Raw genomic sequence first — 15,764 nt, forward strand, 5'->3', positions numbered from 1 at the left:
GTAGCCCCCCCGCGGGGGGGGCCCCCCGCCCCCCCGGGGCCCCCCCCCCCCCCCCCCGGGGCGGGCGGGGGGGGGCCCGCCCCCGCGGGGGGGGGGGCCCCCCCGGGGGGGGGGGGGGGGGCCCGCGCGGGTGAGCGGGTGAGCGTCTCTCTTCGCCGAAGCGTCGGTCACCGGGATGCCCCGGGTTTCGGCGAGGTGGGGTGCCCGCCCCCGCCGTACGATCACGCCATGGCCTCCTCCGAGCCCACATCCCCCGAGCCCACATCCCCCGAGCCCGGCCTCCCCGAGCCCGCCCGTGACTGGACCGACGAGCACGTCGCCCACTGGGCCCCGGTGCTGCCCGGGCTCGATCCGGCCGTCGAGGGCGCGGTCACCCGGATGAAGAAGCTCTCCGTGCACCTGCGCCGGGTGCGGGAGAGGTCCCTCGTCGACTTCGACCTCGAACGCCACGAGTTCGACACCCTCCACAAGCTCGCGGGCCGCGGCGGCACCGCCGCCCCCTCCGAGCTCGCCGAGGACCTCGACCTCGCCCCGGCCTCCGTCACCGGCCGCCTCGACGCCCTGGAGAAACGCGGCTTCCTCCGCCGCACCCCCTCAGCCGTCGACCGCCGCCGGGTGGTCGTCGAGTTCACCGAGGAGGGCCGCCGCCACTGGCTCGGCGCCATGGACGTCCTCGGCCACGAGGAGTCCCGGCTCCTCGCCGTCCTCACCGCCGGGGAACGCGCCACTCTCAACGACCTGCTCCGCCGGATCATGCTCGTCGCCGAGCGGGATCCGGCGGCCGGGCCCTGGCACGGCTGACGTCAGACGCCTCGGACGCCGCGGACGCCGCGGACGCCGCGGACGCCTCGGATGCCGCGGAACGCGGCCTCGGCCATCCGCTCGATCCGGCGCAGCTCCTGCCCGCCGTCGACACCGGTCGGCAGCGTCGAGTACACGGCGATCCGCTCCAGGCCCCGGGTCGCGAACACGCCGCTGGCGTGACCCCCGTAGGAGCCCGTCTTCCCCCACAGCACGGTCCCGTCGGCGAGCCGGTACTCCATCAGCCCCGCGTAGCTGAAGGTCGCCCCGGGCACCGGCGGCTTCTCGAACAGCAGGTGCCGCTCGGCCGGGCGCAGCAGCCCGCCGCGTATCAGGGTGCTGAGGAAGAGCCGCAGATCCGAGGCGTTCGACACCAGCCCGCCCTCCGCCCAGGCGGGCGCGTCGGCCGGGAGCCGGGTGTGCCGCAGCCCGAGCGGCCGCAGGATCCGGTCGCGCAGCTCCGTCCCGTACGACCGCCCGGTCACCTTCTCGATGACCAGGCCCGCCAGGTAGTAATTGACGCCGTTGTACTGGGAGACGGTCCCCGGCGGTGCGGGCGTCCCGCAGGAGACGGCCGAGGTGACCACCTCCACCGGGGTCCCCGGGTGCGCGCAGACGGGTTTCGGCAGCCCGCTGGTGTGGCTGAGGAGCTGACCCACGGTGATCGGGGCGAACGAGGGCGGCAGCAGGCCCGGCAGCAGCTCCTGGACCGTGTCGTCGAGCGACAGCCGTCCCTCGCCGACCAGTTGCAGCGTGACCGCCCCGGTGAACAGCTTGGTGACGCTGCCGATGGTGAACTCGGCGTCCACCGACCCGGGCCACTCGCCGGCCGTCCCGCTCCACCGGCCGTCCCGGCCGCTCACCCGCAGCATGGCGCCCCGCGTGAACTCGTCGGGCAGCCCGGCGAGGGCGCCGCGCAGCGCCGTCGCGTCCAGCCGTCCCGCGTCCGGTCGTGCCGCGTCCAGCCGTGCCGCGTCCGGTCTCGGCGTCGTCACCAGGGCCGTGCGGGGCGGGTCGGGCGTCACCGCGCCCGCCGGTCCCGCGGCCCCCACCACCAGCGCCGCCACGGCCACCGCCGCCGTCCAACGTGCCGTCTTGATCCACGAGTTCGTCATGGATCAAGGTTCGCGGCGCGCCGACCCTCGGCACCATCGGGGACGACCCGGGCGTTACCCCGAGCCCGTACCCCGAGAAGATCCCCGAGAGGAACCAGGGCAGAACCCTGAGGGGTCTCAGGAGAGGTGCGGGATCCTCAGACGCTCAGCGAGCGCGCGTAGTTGACCTGCCCCATCACCCAGTGGAAGGTGTCAGGACCCGTCGCCGGGATCATCGTCTGGTGGTGCCGGCCGTTGCTGGTCACCGTGATCTGGATGAAGCCGGTGGTCTGCTTCTCCTTCATCAGCAGGAACAGCAGGCCGAGCAGGCAGAACAGGAAGAAGATGACCGCGAGGACGATCGCGACTGTCGGCAGCTTCTCCTCGGTCCGCGACATGTCCATCGCGTTCCACACCGCGCCCTTGAGCGGCATCGCCCCGGCCGGGGTGATGATCTGGTCGCCCACCACGCTGATGTCGCCCAGGCTGAGCAGCGGCGCCCCGCCCATGCCCATCGGGGCCGCCGGCGGCGCGTACTGCGGCTGGAGCGGCACTCCGGCAGGCAGGGTCGGCTGGTAGGGCGGCGGGGTCTGCGGATAGCCGTACGCGGGCGGCGTACCGGGCCCCTGCTGCCCCGGGCCCCACTCGTAACCGCCCGAGTCGCCCGCCTTGTATGGGTTCGGCTCGCTCATCGGTGTCCCCGTCCTGTTCCGGCCTCGCGGCACTGCAACTCTGCCCCAGATCCTGGCACACGCACCCGTCGCCGGAACACGCGAAGGGCCCCGCCTCCCGGTGGGGGAGACGGGGCCCTTCGCGTGTTCCAGCGGCCCGAGGATCAGAAGCGACGCGTGATCAGCGCGCGCTTGACCTCCTGGATCGCCTTCGTGATCTCGATGCCACGCGGGCAGGCGTCCGTGCAGTTGAACGTCGTGCGGCAGCGCCACACGCCGTCCTTGTCGTTCAGGATCTCCAGGCGCTGCTCACCCGCCTCGTCACGCGAGTCGAAGATGAAGCGGTGGGCGTTCACGATCGCGGCCGGACCGAAGTACTGGCCGTCGTTCCAGAACACCGGGCAGGACGACGTGCACGCGGCGCACAGGATGCACTTGGTGGTGTCGTCGAAGCGCTCGCGGTCCTCCGCGGACTGCCGGCGCTCGCGCGTCGGCTCGTTGCCCTTGGTGACCAGGAACGGCATGACGTCCCGGTACGCCTGGAAGAACGGCTCCATGTCGACCACGAGGTCCTTCATCACCGTGAGGCCCTTGATGGCCTCGACGGTGATCGGCTTCTCGGGGTTGATGTCCTTGATCAGGGTCTTGCAGGCCAGCCGGTTCTTGCCGTTGATCCGCATCGCGTCCGAGCCGCAGATGCCGTGGGCGCAGGAACGCCGGAAGGTCAGCGTGCCGTCGAGGTCCCACTTGATCTTGTGGAGGGCGTCGAGCACGCGCTCCTTCGGATCGATCTCGATCTGGAAGTCCTCCCAGACCGACGCGTCCGACACCTCGGGGTTGAAGCGGCGGATCCGGAGGGTGACCGTGATGTACGGGGACGCGGCGGATTCCTGCTCCACCTTGTCCAGAACGGGGGTAGCCATCAGTACTTACGCTCCATCGGCTGGTAGCGGGTCGTCACGACCGGCTTGTAGTCGAGACGGACGGTCTCGGAGCCGTCCTCGCCGACCTCGCGGTACGCCATGGTGTGGCGCATGAAGTTGACGTCGTCGCGGTTCGGGTAGTCCTCGCGGTAATGACCGCCGCGGGACTCCTTGCGCGCCAGGGCCGAGACGGCCATGACCTCGGCCAGTTCGAGCAGGTTGCCCAGCTCCATGGCCTCAAGGAGGTCGGTGTTGAAGCGCTTGCCCTTGTCCTGGATGGACACGTTCTTGTAGCGCTCGCGCAGCTCGGCGATCTTCTCGACGGCCGTCTTGATGGTCTGCTCGGTGCGGAACACCATCACGTTGGCGTCCATCGTCTCCTGCAGCTCACGGCGGATGTCGGCGACCCGCTCGTGACCGGTGGAGTTGCGCAGCCGCTCGATCTGCTCGACGACGAGCGACTCCGGGTTCTCCGGCAGCTCGACGTAGTCGGCGCCGTGGGAGTACTCGGCGGCCGCGATGCCGGCGCGACGGCCGAACACGTTGATGTCGAGGAGCGAGTTGGTGCCGAGGCGGTTGGCGCCGTGCACGGAGACACAGGCGACCTCGCCGGCCGCGTACAGGCCCGGGACGACGGTGGAGTTGTCCGAGAGGACCTCACCCTCGACGTTCGTCGGGATGCCGCCCATGGCGTAGTGCGCGGTGGGCTGGATCGGGATCGGGTCCGTGTAGGGCTCGATGCCGAGGTACGTACGGGCGAACTCGGTGATGTCCGGGAGCTTGGCGTCCAGCTGCTCCGGCGGGAGGTGCGTCAGGTCCAGGTAGACGTGGTCGCCCTCGGGACCGCAGCCGCGGCCCTCGCGGATCTCCGTGTAGATGGAGCGGGACACGACGTCGCGGGACGCGAGGTCCTTCATGACGGGCGCGTACTTCTCCATGAAGCGCTCGCCGTCCTTGTTGCGCAGGATGCCGCCCTCACCGCGGGCGCCCTCCGTGAGCAGGATGCCCATGCGCCAGATGCCCGTCGGGTGGAACTGGAAGAACTCCATGTCCTCCAGGGGCAGCCCGCGGCGGTAGCACGCGGCCTGGCCGTCACCGGTCAGGGTGTGGGCGTTGGAGGTCACCTTGAAGAACTTGCCGGTGCCGCCGGACGCGTAGATGACGGCCTTGGCCTGGAACACGTGGATCTCGCCGGTGGCGAGCTCGTACGCGACCACACCGGCCGACTTCTTGACGCCGTCCTCCTCGACCAGGAGCTGGTCCAGGACGTAGAACTCGTTGAAGAACTCCACGCCCTCCTTGACGCAGTTCTGGTACAGCGTCTGGAGGATCATGTGGCCGGTGCGGTCCGCGGCGTAGCAGGACCGGCGGACCGGGGCCTCGCCGTGGTTGCGGGAGTGGCCGCCGAAGCGGCGCTGGTCGATGGTGCCGTCCGGGGTCCGGTTGAACGGCAGGCCCATCTTCTCCAGGTCGAGGACGGCGTCGATGGCCTCCTTCGCCAGGATCTCGGCGGCGTCCTGGTCGACCAGGTAGTCACCGCCCTTGACCGTGTCGAAGGTGTGCCACTCCCAGTTGTCCTCCTCCACGTTGGCCAGCGCGGCGGCCATGCCGCCCTGCGCGGCGCCCGTGTGGGAGCGGGTGGGGTAGAGCTTCGTCAGCACGGCGGTGCGGCTGCGCTTCGTCGACTCGATGGCGGCGCGCATGCCCGCGCCACCGGCGCCGACGATGACGGTGTCGTACTTGTGGAACTTCATGACGTGGTTACCTCAGCCCCGTGCCTAGCGGATGTTCGGGTCGAAGGTGAAGATCACCAGCGTGCCCAGAAGGATGGTGAACACCGTGGCGGTGTACAGCAGGCCCTTGAGCCACAGGCGCGTGTTCGCCCGCTCCGCGTAGTCGTTGATGACCGTGCGGAGGCCGTTGGCGCCGTGCAGCATGGCCAGCCACAGCATCAGCAGGTCCCAGACCTGCCAGAACGGGGACGCCCAGCGGCCGGCCACGAAGGCGAAGCCGATCTTGGAGACGCCGCCGTCCAGGAAGAGCTGGATCAGCAGGTGGCCGAGGACCAGGACGACCAGGACGACACCCGAGAGGCGCATGAAGAGCCACGCGGCCATCTCGAAGTTGCCGCGGGTCGCCCGCGGGGTCTTGCCGGTGCGCTTGCGCGGGGCCTCGATGTACGGGGCCGGGTTGTCCACGTCGTAGGCGGCGCCTTCGACGGGACCGATGGCGGAAGTGGTGTCAGCAGACATGTCTGAAGTCAGCTCCCGAACAGTTCACGTGCGGCGTGGCCGAGGACGGGGTACAGGGAGCCCGCCATGAGCACGACCCAGATGCCCACGACGGTCCAGAGCATCTGCTTCTGGTAGCGCGGGCCCTTGGACCAGAAGTCCACGGCGATGACACGGAGACCGTTCAGCGCGTGGAAGAGGATGGCGGCGACCAGGCCGTACTCGAGGAGTGCGACGATCGGCGTCTTGTACGTCGCCACGACATCGTCGTACGCCTCGGGGGAGACGCGGACGAGAGCGGTGTCAAGGACGTGTACGAACAGGAAGAAGAAGATGAGGACGCCGGTGACTCGATGAGCCACCCAGGACCACATTCCTTCCCGGCCGCGGTACAGCGTTCCAGCCGGCACGGAAAAACCCTCCGGGAGCGGGGATCAGGGCCGGCCGGCTTCTCTGTCGGTCTGGCCCGGCCGGGTACGGTCCACCGGCCCCGGTCATCGTAGCGACGACTTGTCGGTTCGCTCGCGCGGGGTCCATAGGTGTGATCAAACAGGCACGGACGGGCTATCGTTCGGTCACGAAGAGCTACATTCCGGGCGAATCGTGGGGGGTTGTCCGGATGTCCGTACGAGCGACGGTCCGGGCGGCGGTACGGGCGGTCTCGCCGCGCCGCGCCCGGTGGGCCGGGCTCAGCGCGCCGCGACCGCGCGGGTCAGCCGGGAACGGGCCAGCTGGCGCAGCTCGTCGGCGGCCACCACCCGCTCCTCCTCCCGCTCGTTGCCGAGCCGTGAGCGGATCCCCGCGAGCACCTGGTCGAGCCGCTCGCCCGCCGGGATGCCGTCCAGGCTGATCACGAAGGCGTGCCCGAAGCTCGCCTCGTACGCGGCGAGGGCGGCGCCGAGCGCGGTGCGGGCGGCCGGGGGCGCGTCCGGGTGCGGCAGGGCCGAGGTCTCGTGCGCCAGCGCCTCGTCGAGATCGGGCCCGCTCAGGTCGTAACCGGCCTCGTCGGCGGCGGCGAGCAGCGCGTCGAGGGTCGGGTACGGGCGGTGCGCCGCCACCCGTTCGGCCCAGCGGCGGCTGCCGCAGCAGCCGAGCAGCAGCAGCTCGGCGGCGTCGGCCGGGGCCGCGTTGAACCGCACCAGCCCACCGGGGTCGGCGTGCCGCCCGGTGCCCAGCTGGGCGGGTATGGCGGGGGAGCCCAGGGTCCGGCAGGGGGCGGCATGGGTGTCGCTGGTCAGCGGGGACTCCGGGGCGCATGGGGTGGGTGGTGACACCACGTTATCGGCGGGACGAGGGAAGTGTCCGACGGATGCGCGAATTTCACCTGGACGAGTGGGTTTGCCGGGCAACCATGGACAGAAGGGACGCCGGTTCCGTGCCGCGTTCACAGGATCCCCGCACCTCCGGGATGCCGGGACGCGCCAGGTGGGGGAGGATTCCGGGTGATGCGGTACTCCATACGGGGGCCCCGCCGGGGCCCCGCACTGATGGCGGCCGCGGTGGCACTGGCCACCGTGGCGGCCTGTTCCGCCGGACCTTCGGACGGCTCGCCGACCGCCTCCGGCAGCTCCGCCCCGACCCGGGCGCCCAGCACGGCGGCGAGCCGGCCGCCGCCCCCGAGTCCCACCCCCACCCCCACGCCCAGCAGGAGCTACGCCCTGTCCGCCGCGCCCCGGGTGATCCCGGAGGTCCGCGCGCACAAGGCGGAGCGCGGCCCGGGCTGGAAACCGGGACCCGACAGCGGTGTCGTGGTCGCCGCCGCCGACGAGGGCGCGCTCGGCGACGAGGCGAAACTGCTCGCGGGCGAGCTGCGGATCCCCTACCGGGGCACGGCGGCGGCCCGGCCCGGCGATGTGAGCCTGGCGCTCGGCGGCGACGGCGGCCCCGAGTCGTACACCCTCACCGTGCGCGGCGGCGGGGTCCGGATCACCGGCCCCGGCCAGGCCGGGGTGTTCTACGGCACACGCACCCTGAAACAGTCCGTCAGGTCCACCGGGGCGATACCCGAGGGCGAGATCACCGACGCGCCCGCGAAGCCGCAGCGCGGGCTCATGGTGGACATCGCCCGGAAGTACTTCTCGGCCGGGTGGATCGAGGCCCGGCTGCGCGAGATGGCCGACCTGAAGCTCAACCAGCTCGGTCTGCACTTCTCCGACGACCAGGGCTTCCGGATCGCCTCCGACAGCCACCCCGAGGTCGTCTCCGAGCGGCACCTCAGCAAGGCCGAGGTGCGCCGGATCGTGGCGCTTGCGCAGAGCCTGCACATCACGGTCGTCCCCGAGATCGACTCACCCGGACACCTGGGCGCGGTGATCGCCGCCCACCCCGGGCTCCAGCTGGTCAGCGCGACCGGCCGGGCCCCGCGCGGCGCCGTCGACATCTCCGACCCGGCCGCGGCGAAGATCGTGGACGAACTGCTCCGCGAGTACACCGGCCTGTTCCCCGGCGCCTTCTGGCACCTGGGCGGCGACGAGTACGTGGCGCTGATGTCGCGGAACCCCGAGGCGACCTATCCGGGCCTGGCCCGCGCGGCGGTCGCCAAGTACGGCGCGGCGGGCCGGGTGAAGGACCTGGCGACCGGCTGGCTGAACGACCGCGCGGCGGTGGTCCGGCCGACCGGCAAGGCGCTGCGGGCCTGGAACGACGGCTTCTACACCGGGGGTGTGACCAGCGCGGCGCAGGACCTCCAGGTCGCCTACTGGACCGGCAAGGAGATCGGGGCGCGCGACCCCGTCTCGTACCTGAGCGCGGGCCGGAAACTCGTCAACTACAACGACGAGTACCTCTACTACGTGCTCGGCCAGCCCAACGACTTCGCCTACCCGACCGGCCGCCGCATCTACGAGCAGTGGACCCCGCTGGTGGTGCGCGGCACGGGACCGGTGCCCGCGCGGTACGACCCGCAGATCCTCGGCGGCAGCTTCGCCGTCTGGTGCGACCTCGCGAACGCGCAGACGGAGGCGCAGGTGGCGGACGGCATCCGGATGCCGCTGACGGCCTTGTCGCAGAAGCTGTGGGACGCCGGGAAACCGGGCCTCGGCTGGCCGGAGTTCCGGGCGCTGGCGGCGAAGGTGCGGGACTGAGGGCGCGCCGCGAGGCCCCCCCGGGCGGGTCCGGGTCTGTCCGGTACGTGACACCCCTCAGGGGGTGTCGTGCCGGCCAGGCCGGGCTCGCGGCGTCCGGTGCCGCGCCTCGCCGCGTTGTCGTCGGTCGCCGACGCTCCGCGTCGCCTCCCTCCTCCGCCTTGCGATCCACGACACCGGACGCCGCTCACTGATCCGGCCTGACCGGCACGACACCCCCTATGCACGGCGTGACGACGCTGGCATGATTCCGGCCGCGCAGTGACGAAAACGCGCCGGACGGCGCAGTAGTGGAAGTACTGCGTCCGCATCCGTGGCGAGGAGCGTCGATGACGTCCGTGACGAGCACGAGCCTGCAGGAACTGATCGGCGACGCCGACCCGCGCGCCCTGGCGGCGGCCGGTCTCGCCTGCCTCGACCGCTGTCTGCCGCTGCTCGCGCCCGACGGCGCCGACGCGCTGCGGCCGGTGTGGGCCGCCGTGGCCCGGGGCGACGGCGTGGCCTGGGGCGACGCGATGGCCAAGGCCCAGGTGGAGCTGGAGAGCACGGCCGGTCCCGGCGCCGCCGCGGCACCGGCCGCGCTGGTGCGCGGGATGCTGACCGGGGCGCCCGCCGACTGGACCGAGGCACCGCTGCGGGCCTGGGCCCTGGACTGCTCGGCCGCCGCGCTCGGCGCGCACGCCCACCTGGACGCGACCGGGGACGGCCCGCTGCACGCGGGTGAACTCCGCCGTCAGCAGGCCGTCCTGGACTCCGCCGCGCACGGCCCGACCGGACTGCGCCGGGCCCGTGAGCTGTCGACCGAGGGCGGCCGCGTCCTGCGCGCGGTCGTCTCGCGCAGGGCGCGCACCGCCTGAGCCGTCAGGCCCCGGCCGACTGCCCCTCCGTACCGGTCTCCGTACCGGTGCCGGTGCCGGTCAGGGTGGCGAGGACCGCCGTGAGGTCGCGCTCGGCGGCGGTCTTGTCCAGACCGAGCCCGGCGAGCGGGCCCTTGCCGTCCTCGAACTCCATGAGCGCGAGCAGGATGTGCTCGGTGCCCACGTAGTTGTGGCCGAGCCGCAGCGCCTCCCGGAAGGTGAGCTCCAGGACCTTCTTGGCGTCCGCGTCGTACGGGATGAGCGCGGGCACCTCGGCGGCGGCCGGGGGCAGGACCGGCGTGACGGCGGCGCGGAACGCCTCCGCCGTCACGCCCGTGCCGGTGATCCAGCGGGCCGCGAGGCCGTCCGGCTCGGCCAGCAGACCGAGCGCGAGGTGGGTGGGCACGGTCTTGTCGTTGCGGGCGGCGATCGCCTCGTTCTGGGCGGCGACCACGACGTTCCTGGCCCGCGGGGTGAAGCGGCTGAAGCCCGCGTTCGGGTCCATCTTCGCCGCGTCCGCCTCCTTGTCGTCCTTGGGGACGAAGCGCTTCTGGGCGGCCTGCCGGGTGACCCCCATGCTCTTGCCGATGTCGGTCCAGGAGGCGCCGGCCCGCCTGGCCTGGTCCACGAAGTGACCGATGAGGTGGTCCGCCACCTCACCGAGGTGATCCGCGGCGATGACCGCGTCGGACAGCTGGTCCAGTGCGTCGTCCGGGCGGGACTTCTTGATCGCGTCGATCAGGTCGTCGAGCCGGACGGGGTGGCTCATGCCGAGTGGATTCGTCATGAGTGCAACCCTAGGTTGACAGTCCAAAGGTGTCAACGGTCGGTTGACAGTCCTGTCTCGGTGGTAGGGCGCAAAAGGGGCGCCCCCGTAGGAAGCGCCCTGAAAAGCCCCGGAAGGAGCCCTTGGAATGACCCGGAAAAGGAAGACGACCGAGGGCCGCCACCCCCCACAGGAGAGGCCCCCGGTCGTCGTCCGCGGAGCCGCAGCACGGCCCCGTACTCCTAACAGCGCCGAGGATGCGTTTTGTGTCACACCCGGACGCACCCCTGTGTGACCCGCGTCGTGACCCCCGTTCGGCATCGTTCGGCATCGTTCGGCATGAAGTTGCGAGTTGTACAAAGAATCGGACCCGCGTGGACGGCGCGCCCGAAAAGGACGTAGCGTTCTGGCTGCGCGCCTCGGGCGGCGTGGCGGTGCCGACCAGCCGCGATGAGCGTGACGACGGACAGACGAACAGGTGTGGGGAGTGCTGGGGGACGAGGCGGAGCTGACGGCCGCAGTGCTCGCCGCGCAGGACGGCGACGAGGACGCCTTCCGCACCGTGTACCGCGCGGTGCAGCCGCGGCTCCTCGGCTACATACGCACCCTCGTCGGCGAGGCCGACGCGGAGGACGTCGCTTCCGAGAGCTGGCTCCAGATAGCCCGGGACCTCGACCGGTTCAGCGGTGACGCCGACCGGTTCCGCGGCTGGGCCGCCCGGATCGCCCGCAACCGCGCCCTGGACCACATCAGGATGCGCGGCCGCCGCCCCGTCTTCGGCGGCGACGAGACCGAACTCACCGACCGACCCGCCGAGTCCGACACCGCGGACGAGGCCCTGGAAGCCCTGGCCACCGGCCGCACCATGCACCTCATCGCACAACTCCCGCAGGACCAGGCCGAGGCCGTCGTGCTGCGCGTGGTCGTCGGCCTGGACGCCAAGAGCGCGGCCGACACCCTCGGCAAGCGCCCCGGCGCCGTCCGTACCGCCGCCCACCGCGGCCTCAAGAAACTCGCCGAACTGCTCGGCGCGGCGCCCGCCGGAGACCCGGCCGACCCGGCCGACGACACCGCCGCCCCGCTGGACGGCGTCCCTCCGCAGCGCGGTCCCAGGCCGGGGGCCGACGGCCCCCGCGGTGTGACGCAATCGCGCGCGCGGACGCAGAAGGACATGTGATGGCCGACGAGCGGTACCAGTGGCTCGACCAGGAGGCCGCGGAGCGGCTGCTGCGCGGCGAGCCGGTCGACCCCGTCGACGCCGCCGACCGCGCCGAGGCCACCCGCCTCGCCCGCGCCCTCGACACCGCCCGCACCCCGGGCGCCCGCTCCGCCGCCGGCACCGGCTCCGGCCGCACCGGCAGCCGCCCCGGCGACGAACTCCCGGGCGAGGCCGCCGCGCTCGCCGCCTTCCGCAAGGCCGTCGCGGAGCGCGGCACCCCCGTGGTGCCGTCCGGCTGCGCGGGCCACGGCACCGCGGCCGACCTCGGCGCCGTCCGGCTCGGTCAGGCCGCGGACGGGAGCCGGTGGGGACGTCCGCTGCGGTACGGGCTGGCCGCCGCGTTCGCCGCCGTCGCGGTCGGCGGCGTCGCCGTGGCCGCGGGCACCGGCGTGCTGCCGCTGACCGCCGAACCGCGCCCCGAGCACTCGGCGGTGGCCGTCGACAGCGTGCCGCCCGGCTTCTCCGGCGGCCCCAGCGGCGGCACCGGCAGCGCCGTCCCGGTCGTCCCGACCGGCGGCACCGGTGGCACCGGCGGTACGGACAGCGCCACCGACGGCGGTACGGCCGCGCCCGGCACCCATGGCGGCACCGGCACCCCGGACCCGTACGGGACTCCCCGTACCCCCGGCACGACCGGTTCCCCGGCCGTCCCGACACCGGGCACCGGCGGCGCGGCGACGCCCGGCGGACGCACCGGCGGCACCGACCGCGGGCTGTCCGGCGACCCGGACCCGCAGCTCGACCGGGACAAGGACCGGGACAAGGACCGGGGCAGGCTCGTCCGGGCCTGCCGGGAGTTCCGCGCGGGCAAGCTCGCCGACACCGGCAGGCAGCGGCTCACCGGCGCCCTGCGCGGCGGCGAGACCGTCAAGCGTTACTGCGACCGGATCCTGTCCGGTACCGGTACCGGTGGCCAGGGCGGCGGCGGGTCCGCGCCCGCGCGCTCCGACGGCGGCAAGGGCGGTCAGGGCGGCGAAGCGGGCGACGACACAGGGGAAAGAGACCGCGACCGGGATCGTGACCGGGACAAGGACCGGGACAAGGACCGCGACCGGGACCGTGACAGGGGCCGGGACCGGGACCGTGGCCCGGGTCGTGACCAGGGCGGCGACCGGAAGCACCCCGGAAAGCCGGTCGGCAGCCGGGCCTGAGACCCGGCCCCGCCATGGCCCGCGGCCCCGTCAGGGGCACGGCGCGGACCGCTCGCGTTCATGGCGGCGACGGGGGTGTGACACTTTTCGACCCCCCGGCGCAGTACTGAGTGAGCCGACTGGTCATCGGCGAGCGCAATGAGCCGGGGTTCCCCCCGTACCTTCGGCTCGGCGCACCGGCGCGGGTGGGACACGTTCCCCCGGTCCCACCCGCGCCCCTTCTCCTCAGCCCCTCGGCCCCTCGGCCTCTCAGCCCCTCGGCTGTCAGCGGGTCACCAGTGCACGACGACCTTGTCGCCGACCTTCACCTGCTCGAACAGGTCCGCCAGCTTGGCCTTGTCCCGGACGTTGACGCAGCCGTGCGAGGCACCGGCGTAGCCGCGGGCCGCGAAGTCCGCCGAGTAGTGCACGGCCTGGCCGCGGCTGAAGAACATCGAGTACGGCATCGGAGTGTGGTAGATCGTCGACGTCCACTTCTTGGCCTTCCACTCCACCTTGAACACGCCCTCGCGGGTCGGGGTGTTCTCGGAGCCGAAGCGCACGTCGAACGACGTGACGACCTTGCCGTCGATCATCCAGGCGAGCGTGCGGCTCTCCTTGCTGATGCAGAGCACCCGGCCGGTCATGCAGCGCGGGTCCGGGGTGTCCAGCTGGTTGGTGGTGGCCGGGCGCAGCTCGGCGACGGTCGGCTTGTGGGTCATGGACAGCAGGCGCTGCCAGGTGGTCTCGTCGACCACGCCGGTCTGCGGCAGCTCGCGCTTCTTCTGGAACGCCTTCACCGCGCCGGCCGTCATGGTGCCGTAGAAACCGGTGGGCGCCCGGTCGAAGTAGCCGACCTGGCGCAGCCGGGCCTGGAGCTCGCGCACCTGCTCGTTCTCGTCGCCGTCGTCCATCAGGGCCTTGGCCTTCGGCGGCGTGCTGCTCGGCGACGCGGAGGCCGGGTCCGACGCGGAGTCCGAAGGGCTCGCCGAGGTGGCGGGCGAGGACGGCTTGCCGTCGTCCGTCGATCCGCTCGCCGAGGGCGCGGCGGTGGCGGTGCCGGGCGCCTGGCTGACGGTGCCCTTGCCGGAACCGGAACCGGAATCCCCGCCGGGCGTGCAGCCGGCGGCCAGTGCCACGGCCGCGGCGGCCAGAACTGCTCTGCGTATGACGGACGAACGCTTCATCGGAGCCCCCCGAAAAGTGAATGTGTGTACTGAGGGATGATTCCCGGCCGCGCCCGGTTGCGCACGTGACCGAATCGAGACGGGCATGCTGGGAACTCGGGTCTTCACCGTCCCCACAGTCGTCACCAGTCACCGTCGTCACGGGAGGCACAGCGCATGGCACGCGAGTCGGAGTCGGGACTGCCCATCGAACCGGTGTACGGGCCCGAGGTGTTGGCGGGGTGGGATCCGGCGGAGCGGCTCGGCGAGCCGGGCGGGTACCCGTACACCCGGGGGGTCTATCCGTCGATGTACACCGGACGGCCGTGGACGATGCGGCAGTACGCGGGGTTCGGGACGGCGGTGGAGTCGAACGCCCGCTACAAGCAGCTGATCGCGAACGGGACGACCGGTCTCTCGGTGGCGTTCGACCTGCCCACGCAGATGGGGCACGACTCGGACGCCCCGATCGCGCACGGCGAGGTGGGCAAGGTCGGGGTGGCGGTCGACTCGGTCGAGGACATGCGGGTGCTGTTCGACGGGATCCCGCTGGACAAGGTGTCGACGTCGATGACGATCAACGCCCCGGCCGCGCTGCTGCTGTTGATGTACCAGCTGGTGGGGGAGGAGCAGGGGGTCGCCGCCGACCGGCTGACGGGCACGATCCAGAACGACGTCCTGAAGGAGTACATCGCCCGCGGCACGTACATCTTCCCGCCGCAGCCGTCGCTCCGGCTGATCGCGGACATCTTCCGGTACTGCCGGACGGAGCTCCCGCGCTGGAACACGATCTCGATCTCCGGCTATCACATGGCGGAGGCGGGCGCCTCGCCCGTGCAGGAGATCGCGTTCACGCTCGCGGACGGCATCGCGTACGTGCGGACGGCGGTGGCGGCGGGCATGGACGTGGACGATTTCGCGCCACGCCTGTCGTTCTTCTTCGTGGCCCGTACGACGCTGCTGGAGGAGGTGGCGAAGTTCCGGGCGGCCCGGCGGATCTGGGCGCGGGTGATGCGCGAGGAGTTCGGGGCGAAGGACCCGAAGTCGTGGATGCTGCGGTTCCACACGCAGACGGCGGGGGTGCAGCTGACGGCGCAGCAGCCGGAGGTGAACCTGGTGCGGGTCGCCGTCCAGGGGCTCGCGGCGGTGTTCGGCGGGACGCAGTCGCTGCACACCAACTCCTTCGACGAGGCGATCGCGCTGCCCACGGACAAGTCGGCCCGGCTCGCGCTGCGCACCCAGCAGGTCCTCGCCTTCGAGACGGACGTGACGGCGACGGTCGACCCGTTCGCGGGCTCCTATGTCGTGGAGCGGATGACCGACGACATCGAGGAGGCGGCGGTGGCGCTGATGGCCCGGGTGGCGGATCTCGGCGGCGCCGTCCACGCCATCGAGCGGGGCTTCCAGAAGGGCGAGATCGAGCGCAACGCCTATCGGATCGCGCAGGAGACCGACGCGGGGGAGCGGGTCGTCGTCGGCGTCAACCGGTTCACCGTCGACGTGGAGGAGCCGTACGAGCCGCTGCGGGTCGACCCGGCGATCGAGGCCCAGCAGGCCGCCCGGCTGGCCGAGCTCCGGTCCGGGCGCGACCAGGCGGAGGTCGACGCGGCGCTCGCCGAACTCCAGGACGCCGCCCGGGGCACCGACAACGTCCTCCACCCGATGAAGCGGGCGCTGAAGGCCCGCGCCACGGTCGGCGAGGTCTGCGACGCGCTCCGCGAGGTCTGGGGCACCTACACCCCCACCGACGCCCTCTGACCGGCGCCGCCCGCAGGCCCGTACGGCGGTGATCTTCCGGGATACGGAACACCTGGACGGAGTGT

At 72.3% G+C, this 15,764-nt stretch carries 15 protein-coding genes; 6 read left to right on the forward strand and 9 right to left on the reverse strand.

Going from position 1 to position 15,764, the window contains the following annotated elements:
* Positions 1-228: 228 nt before the first annotated feature.
* Positions 229-801, forward strand: a complete 573-nt coding sequence (locus ACIPXM_RS03420; RefSeq protein ID WP_401651448.1) for a MarR family winged helix-turn-helix transcriptional regulator — start codon at positions 229-231, stop codon at positions 799-801.
* Positions 802-803: 2 nt separating this feature from the next.
* Here the strand turns inward: ACIPXM_RS03420 and ACIPXM_RS03425 are convergent, their stop codons facing one another.
* The 7 genes from ACIPXM_RS03425 to ACIPXM_RS03455 all read right to left on the reverse strand — a co-directional run bounded on the left by ACIPXM_RS03425 (position 804) and on the right by ACIPXM_RS03455 (position 6,958).
* Positions 804-1,916 carry a serine hydrolase domain-containing protein gene (locus ACIPXM_RS03425; protein WP_401651450.1) on the reverse strand — a complete coding sequence of 371 codons (1,113 nt, stop codon included), beginning with the start codon at positions 1,914-1,916 and terminating at the stop codon, positions 804-806.
* A 137-nt stretch (positions 1,917-2,053) separates the two neighbouring features.
* The gene (locus ACIPXM_RS03430) at positions 2,054-2,587 is read right to left on the reverse strand and encodes a hypothetical protein (protein ID WP_401651452.1); all 534 of its coding nucleotides are present in this window, start codon (positions 2,585-2,587) and stop codon (positions 2,054-2,056) included.
* Between the two features lie 143 nt (positions 2,588-2,730).
* Entirely contained in the window at positions 2,731-3,489 is a 759-nt protein-coding gene (locus tag ACIPXM_RS03435) for a succinate dehydrogenase iron-sulfur subunit (RefSeq protein WP_401651454.1), read from the reverse strand.
* Complete coding sequence (gene sdhA / locus ACIPXM_RS03440) at positions 3,489-5,243, reverse strand: succinate dehydrogenase flavoprotein subunit (RefSeq protein ID WP_401651455.1); 1,755 nt, start codon at positions 5,241-5,243, stop codon at positions 3,489-3,491. Before sdhA ends, ACIPXM_RS03435 begins: the two co-directional genes overlap by 1 nt.
* Before the next feature lie 24 nt (positions 5,244-5,267).
* Positions 5,268-5,741 (reverse strand): succinate dehydrogenase hydrophobic membrane anchor subunit, encoded by a 474-nt coding sequence (locus tag ACIPXM_RS03445; protein ID WP_351664634.1) that lies wholly within the window; start codon positions 5,739-5,741, stop codon positions 5,268-5,270.
* An 8-nt stretch (positions 5,742-5,749) separates the two neighbouring features.
* Positions 5,750-6,130: a succinate dehydrogenase, cytochrome b556 subunit gene (gene sdhC, locus ACIPXM_RS03450; protein WP_123954581.1), complete on the reverse strand. Its 381-nt coding sequence runs from the start codon at positions 6,128-6,130 to the stop codon at positions 5,750-5,752.
* Positions 6,131-6,409: 279 nt separating this feature from the next.
* The gene (locus ACIPXM_RS03455; protein ID WP_401652475.1) at positions 6,410-6,958 is read right to left on the reverse strand and encodes a 2-oxo-4-hydroxy-4-carboxy-5-ureidoimidazoline decarboxylase; all 549 of its coding nucleotides are present in this window, start codon (positions 6,956-6,958) and stop codon (positions 6,410-6,412) included.
* A 207-nt stretch (positions 6,959-7,165) separates the two neighbouring features.
* Here ACIPXM_RS03455 and ACIPXM_RS03460 point away from each other — a divergent pair, with 207 nt between their 5' ends.
* Positions 7,166-8,803 (forward strand): family 20 glycosylhydrolase, encoded by a 1,638-nt coding sequence (locus ACIPXM_RS03460; RefSeq protein ID WP_401651458.1) that lies wholly within the window; start codon positions 7,166-7,168, stop codon positions 8,801-8,803.
* Between the two features lie 329 nt (positions 8,804-9,132).
* On the forward strand, positions 9,133-9,660 hold the full coding sequence (locus ACIPXM_RS03465) for a hypothetical protein (protein ID WP_401651460.1): 528 nt from the start codon (positions 9,133-9,135) through the stop codon (positions 9,658-9,660).
* Positions 9,661-9,664: 4 nt separating this feature from the next.
* On the opposite strand, the gene ACIPXM_RS03470 is transcribed toward ACIPXM_RS03465, so the two are convergent.
* Positions 9,665-10,447 (reverse strand): Clp protease N-terminal domain-containing protein, encoded by a 783-nt coding sequence (locus ACIPXM_RS03470; protein WP_401651462.1) that lies wholly within the window; start codon positions 10,445-10,447, stop codon positions 9,665-9,667.
* A gap of 466 nt (positions 10,448-10,913) precedes the next feature.
* Between ACIPXM_RS03470 and ACIPXM_RS03475 the strand changes: the two genes are divergently transcribed.
* Positions 10,914-11,603 carry an RNA polymerase sigma factor gene (locus ACIPXM_RS03475; RefSeq protein WP_401651463.1) on the forward strand — a complete coding sequence of 230 codons (690 nt, stop codon included), beginning with the start codon at positions 10,914-10,916 and terminating at the stop codon, positions 11,601-11,603.
* Entirely contained in the window at positions 11,603-12,796 is a 1,194-nt protein-coding gene (locus ACIPXM_RS03480) for a hypothetical protein (protein ID WP_401651465.1), read from the forward strand. Before ACIPXM_RS03475 ends, ACIPXM_RS03480 begins: the two co-directional genes overlap by 1 nt.
* Before the next feature lie 272 nt (positions 12,797-13,068).
* Here ACIPXM_RS03480 and ACIPXM_RS03485 read toward each other — a convergent pair whose 3' ends face one another.
* Positions 13,069-13,962: a peptidoglycan-binding protein gene (locus ACIPXM_RS03485; RefSeq protein WP_401651467.1), complete on the reverse strand. Its 894-nt coding sequence runs from the start codon at positions 13,960-13,962 to the stop codon at positions 13,069-13,071.
* Between the two features lie 156 nt (positions 13,963-14,118).
* Here ACIPXM_RS03485 and ACIPXM_RS03490 point away from each other — a divergent pair, with 156 nt between their 5' ends.
* Positions 14,119-15,699 (forward strand): methylmalonyl-CoA mutase, encoded by a 1,581-nt coding sequence (locus ACIPXM_RS03490; RefSeq protein WP_401651469.1) that lies wholly within the window; start codon positions 14,119-14,121, stop codon positions 15,697-15,699.
* Positions 15,700-15,764 lie beyond the last annotated feature (65 nt).

This window comes from Streptomyces sp. NPDC090025 (assembly GCF_044748125.1).
Taxonomy (GTDB): Bacteria; Actinomycetota; Actinomycetes; order Streptomycetales; family Streptomycetaceae; genus Streptomyces.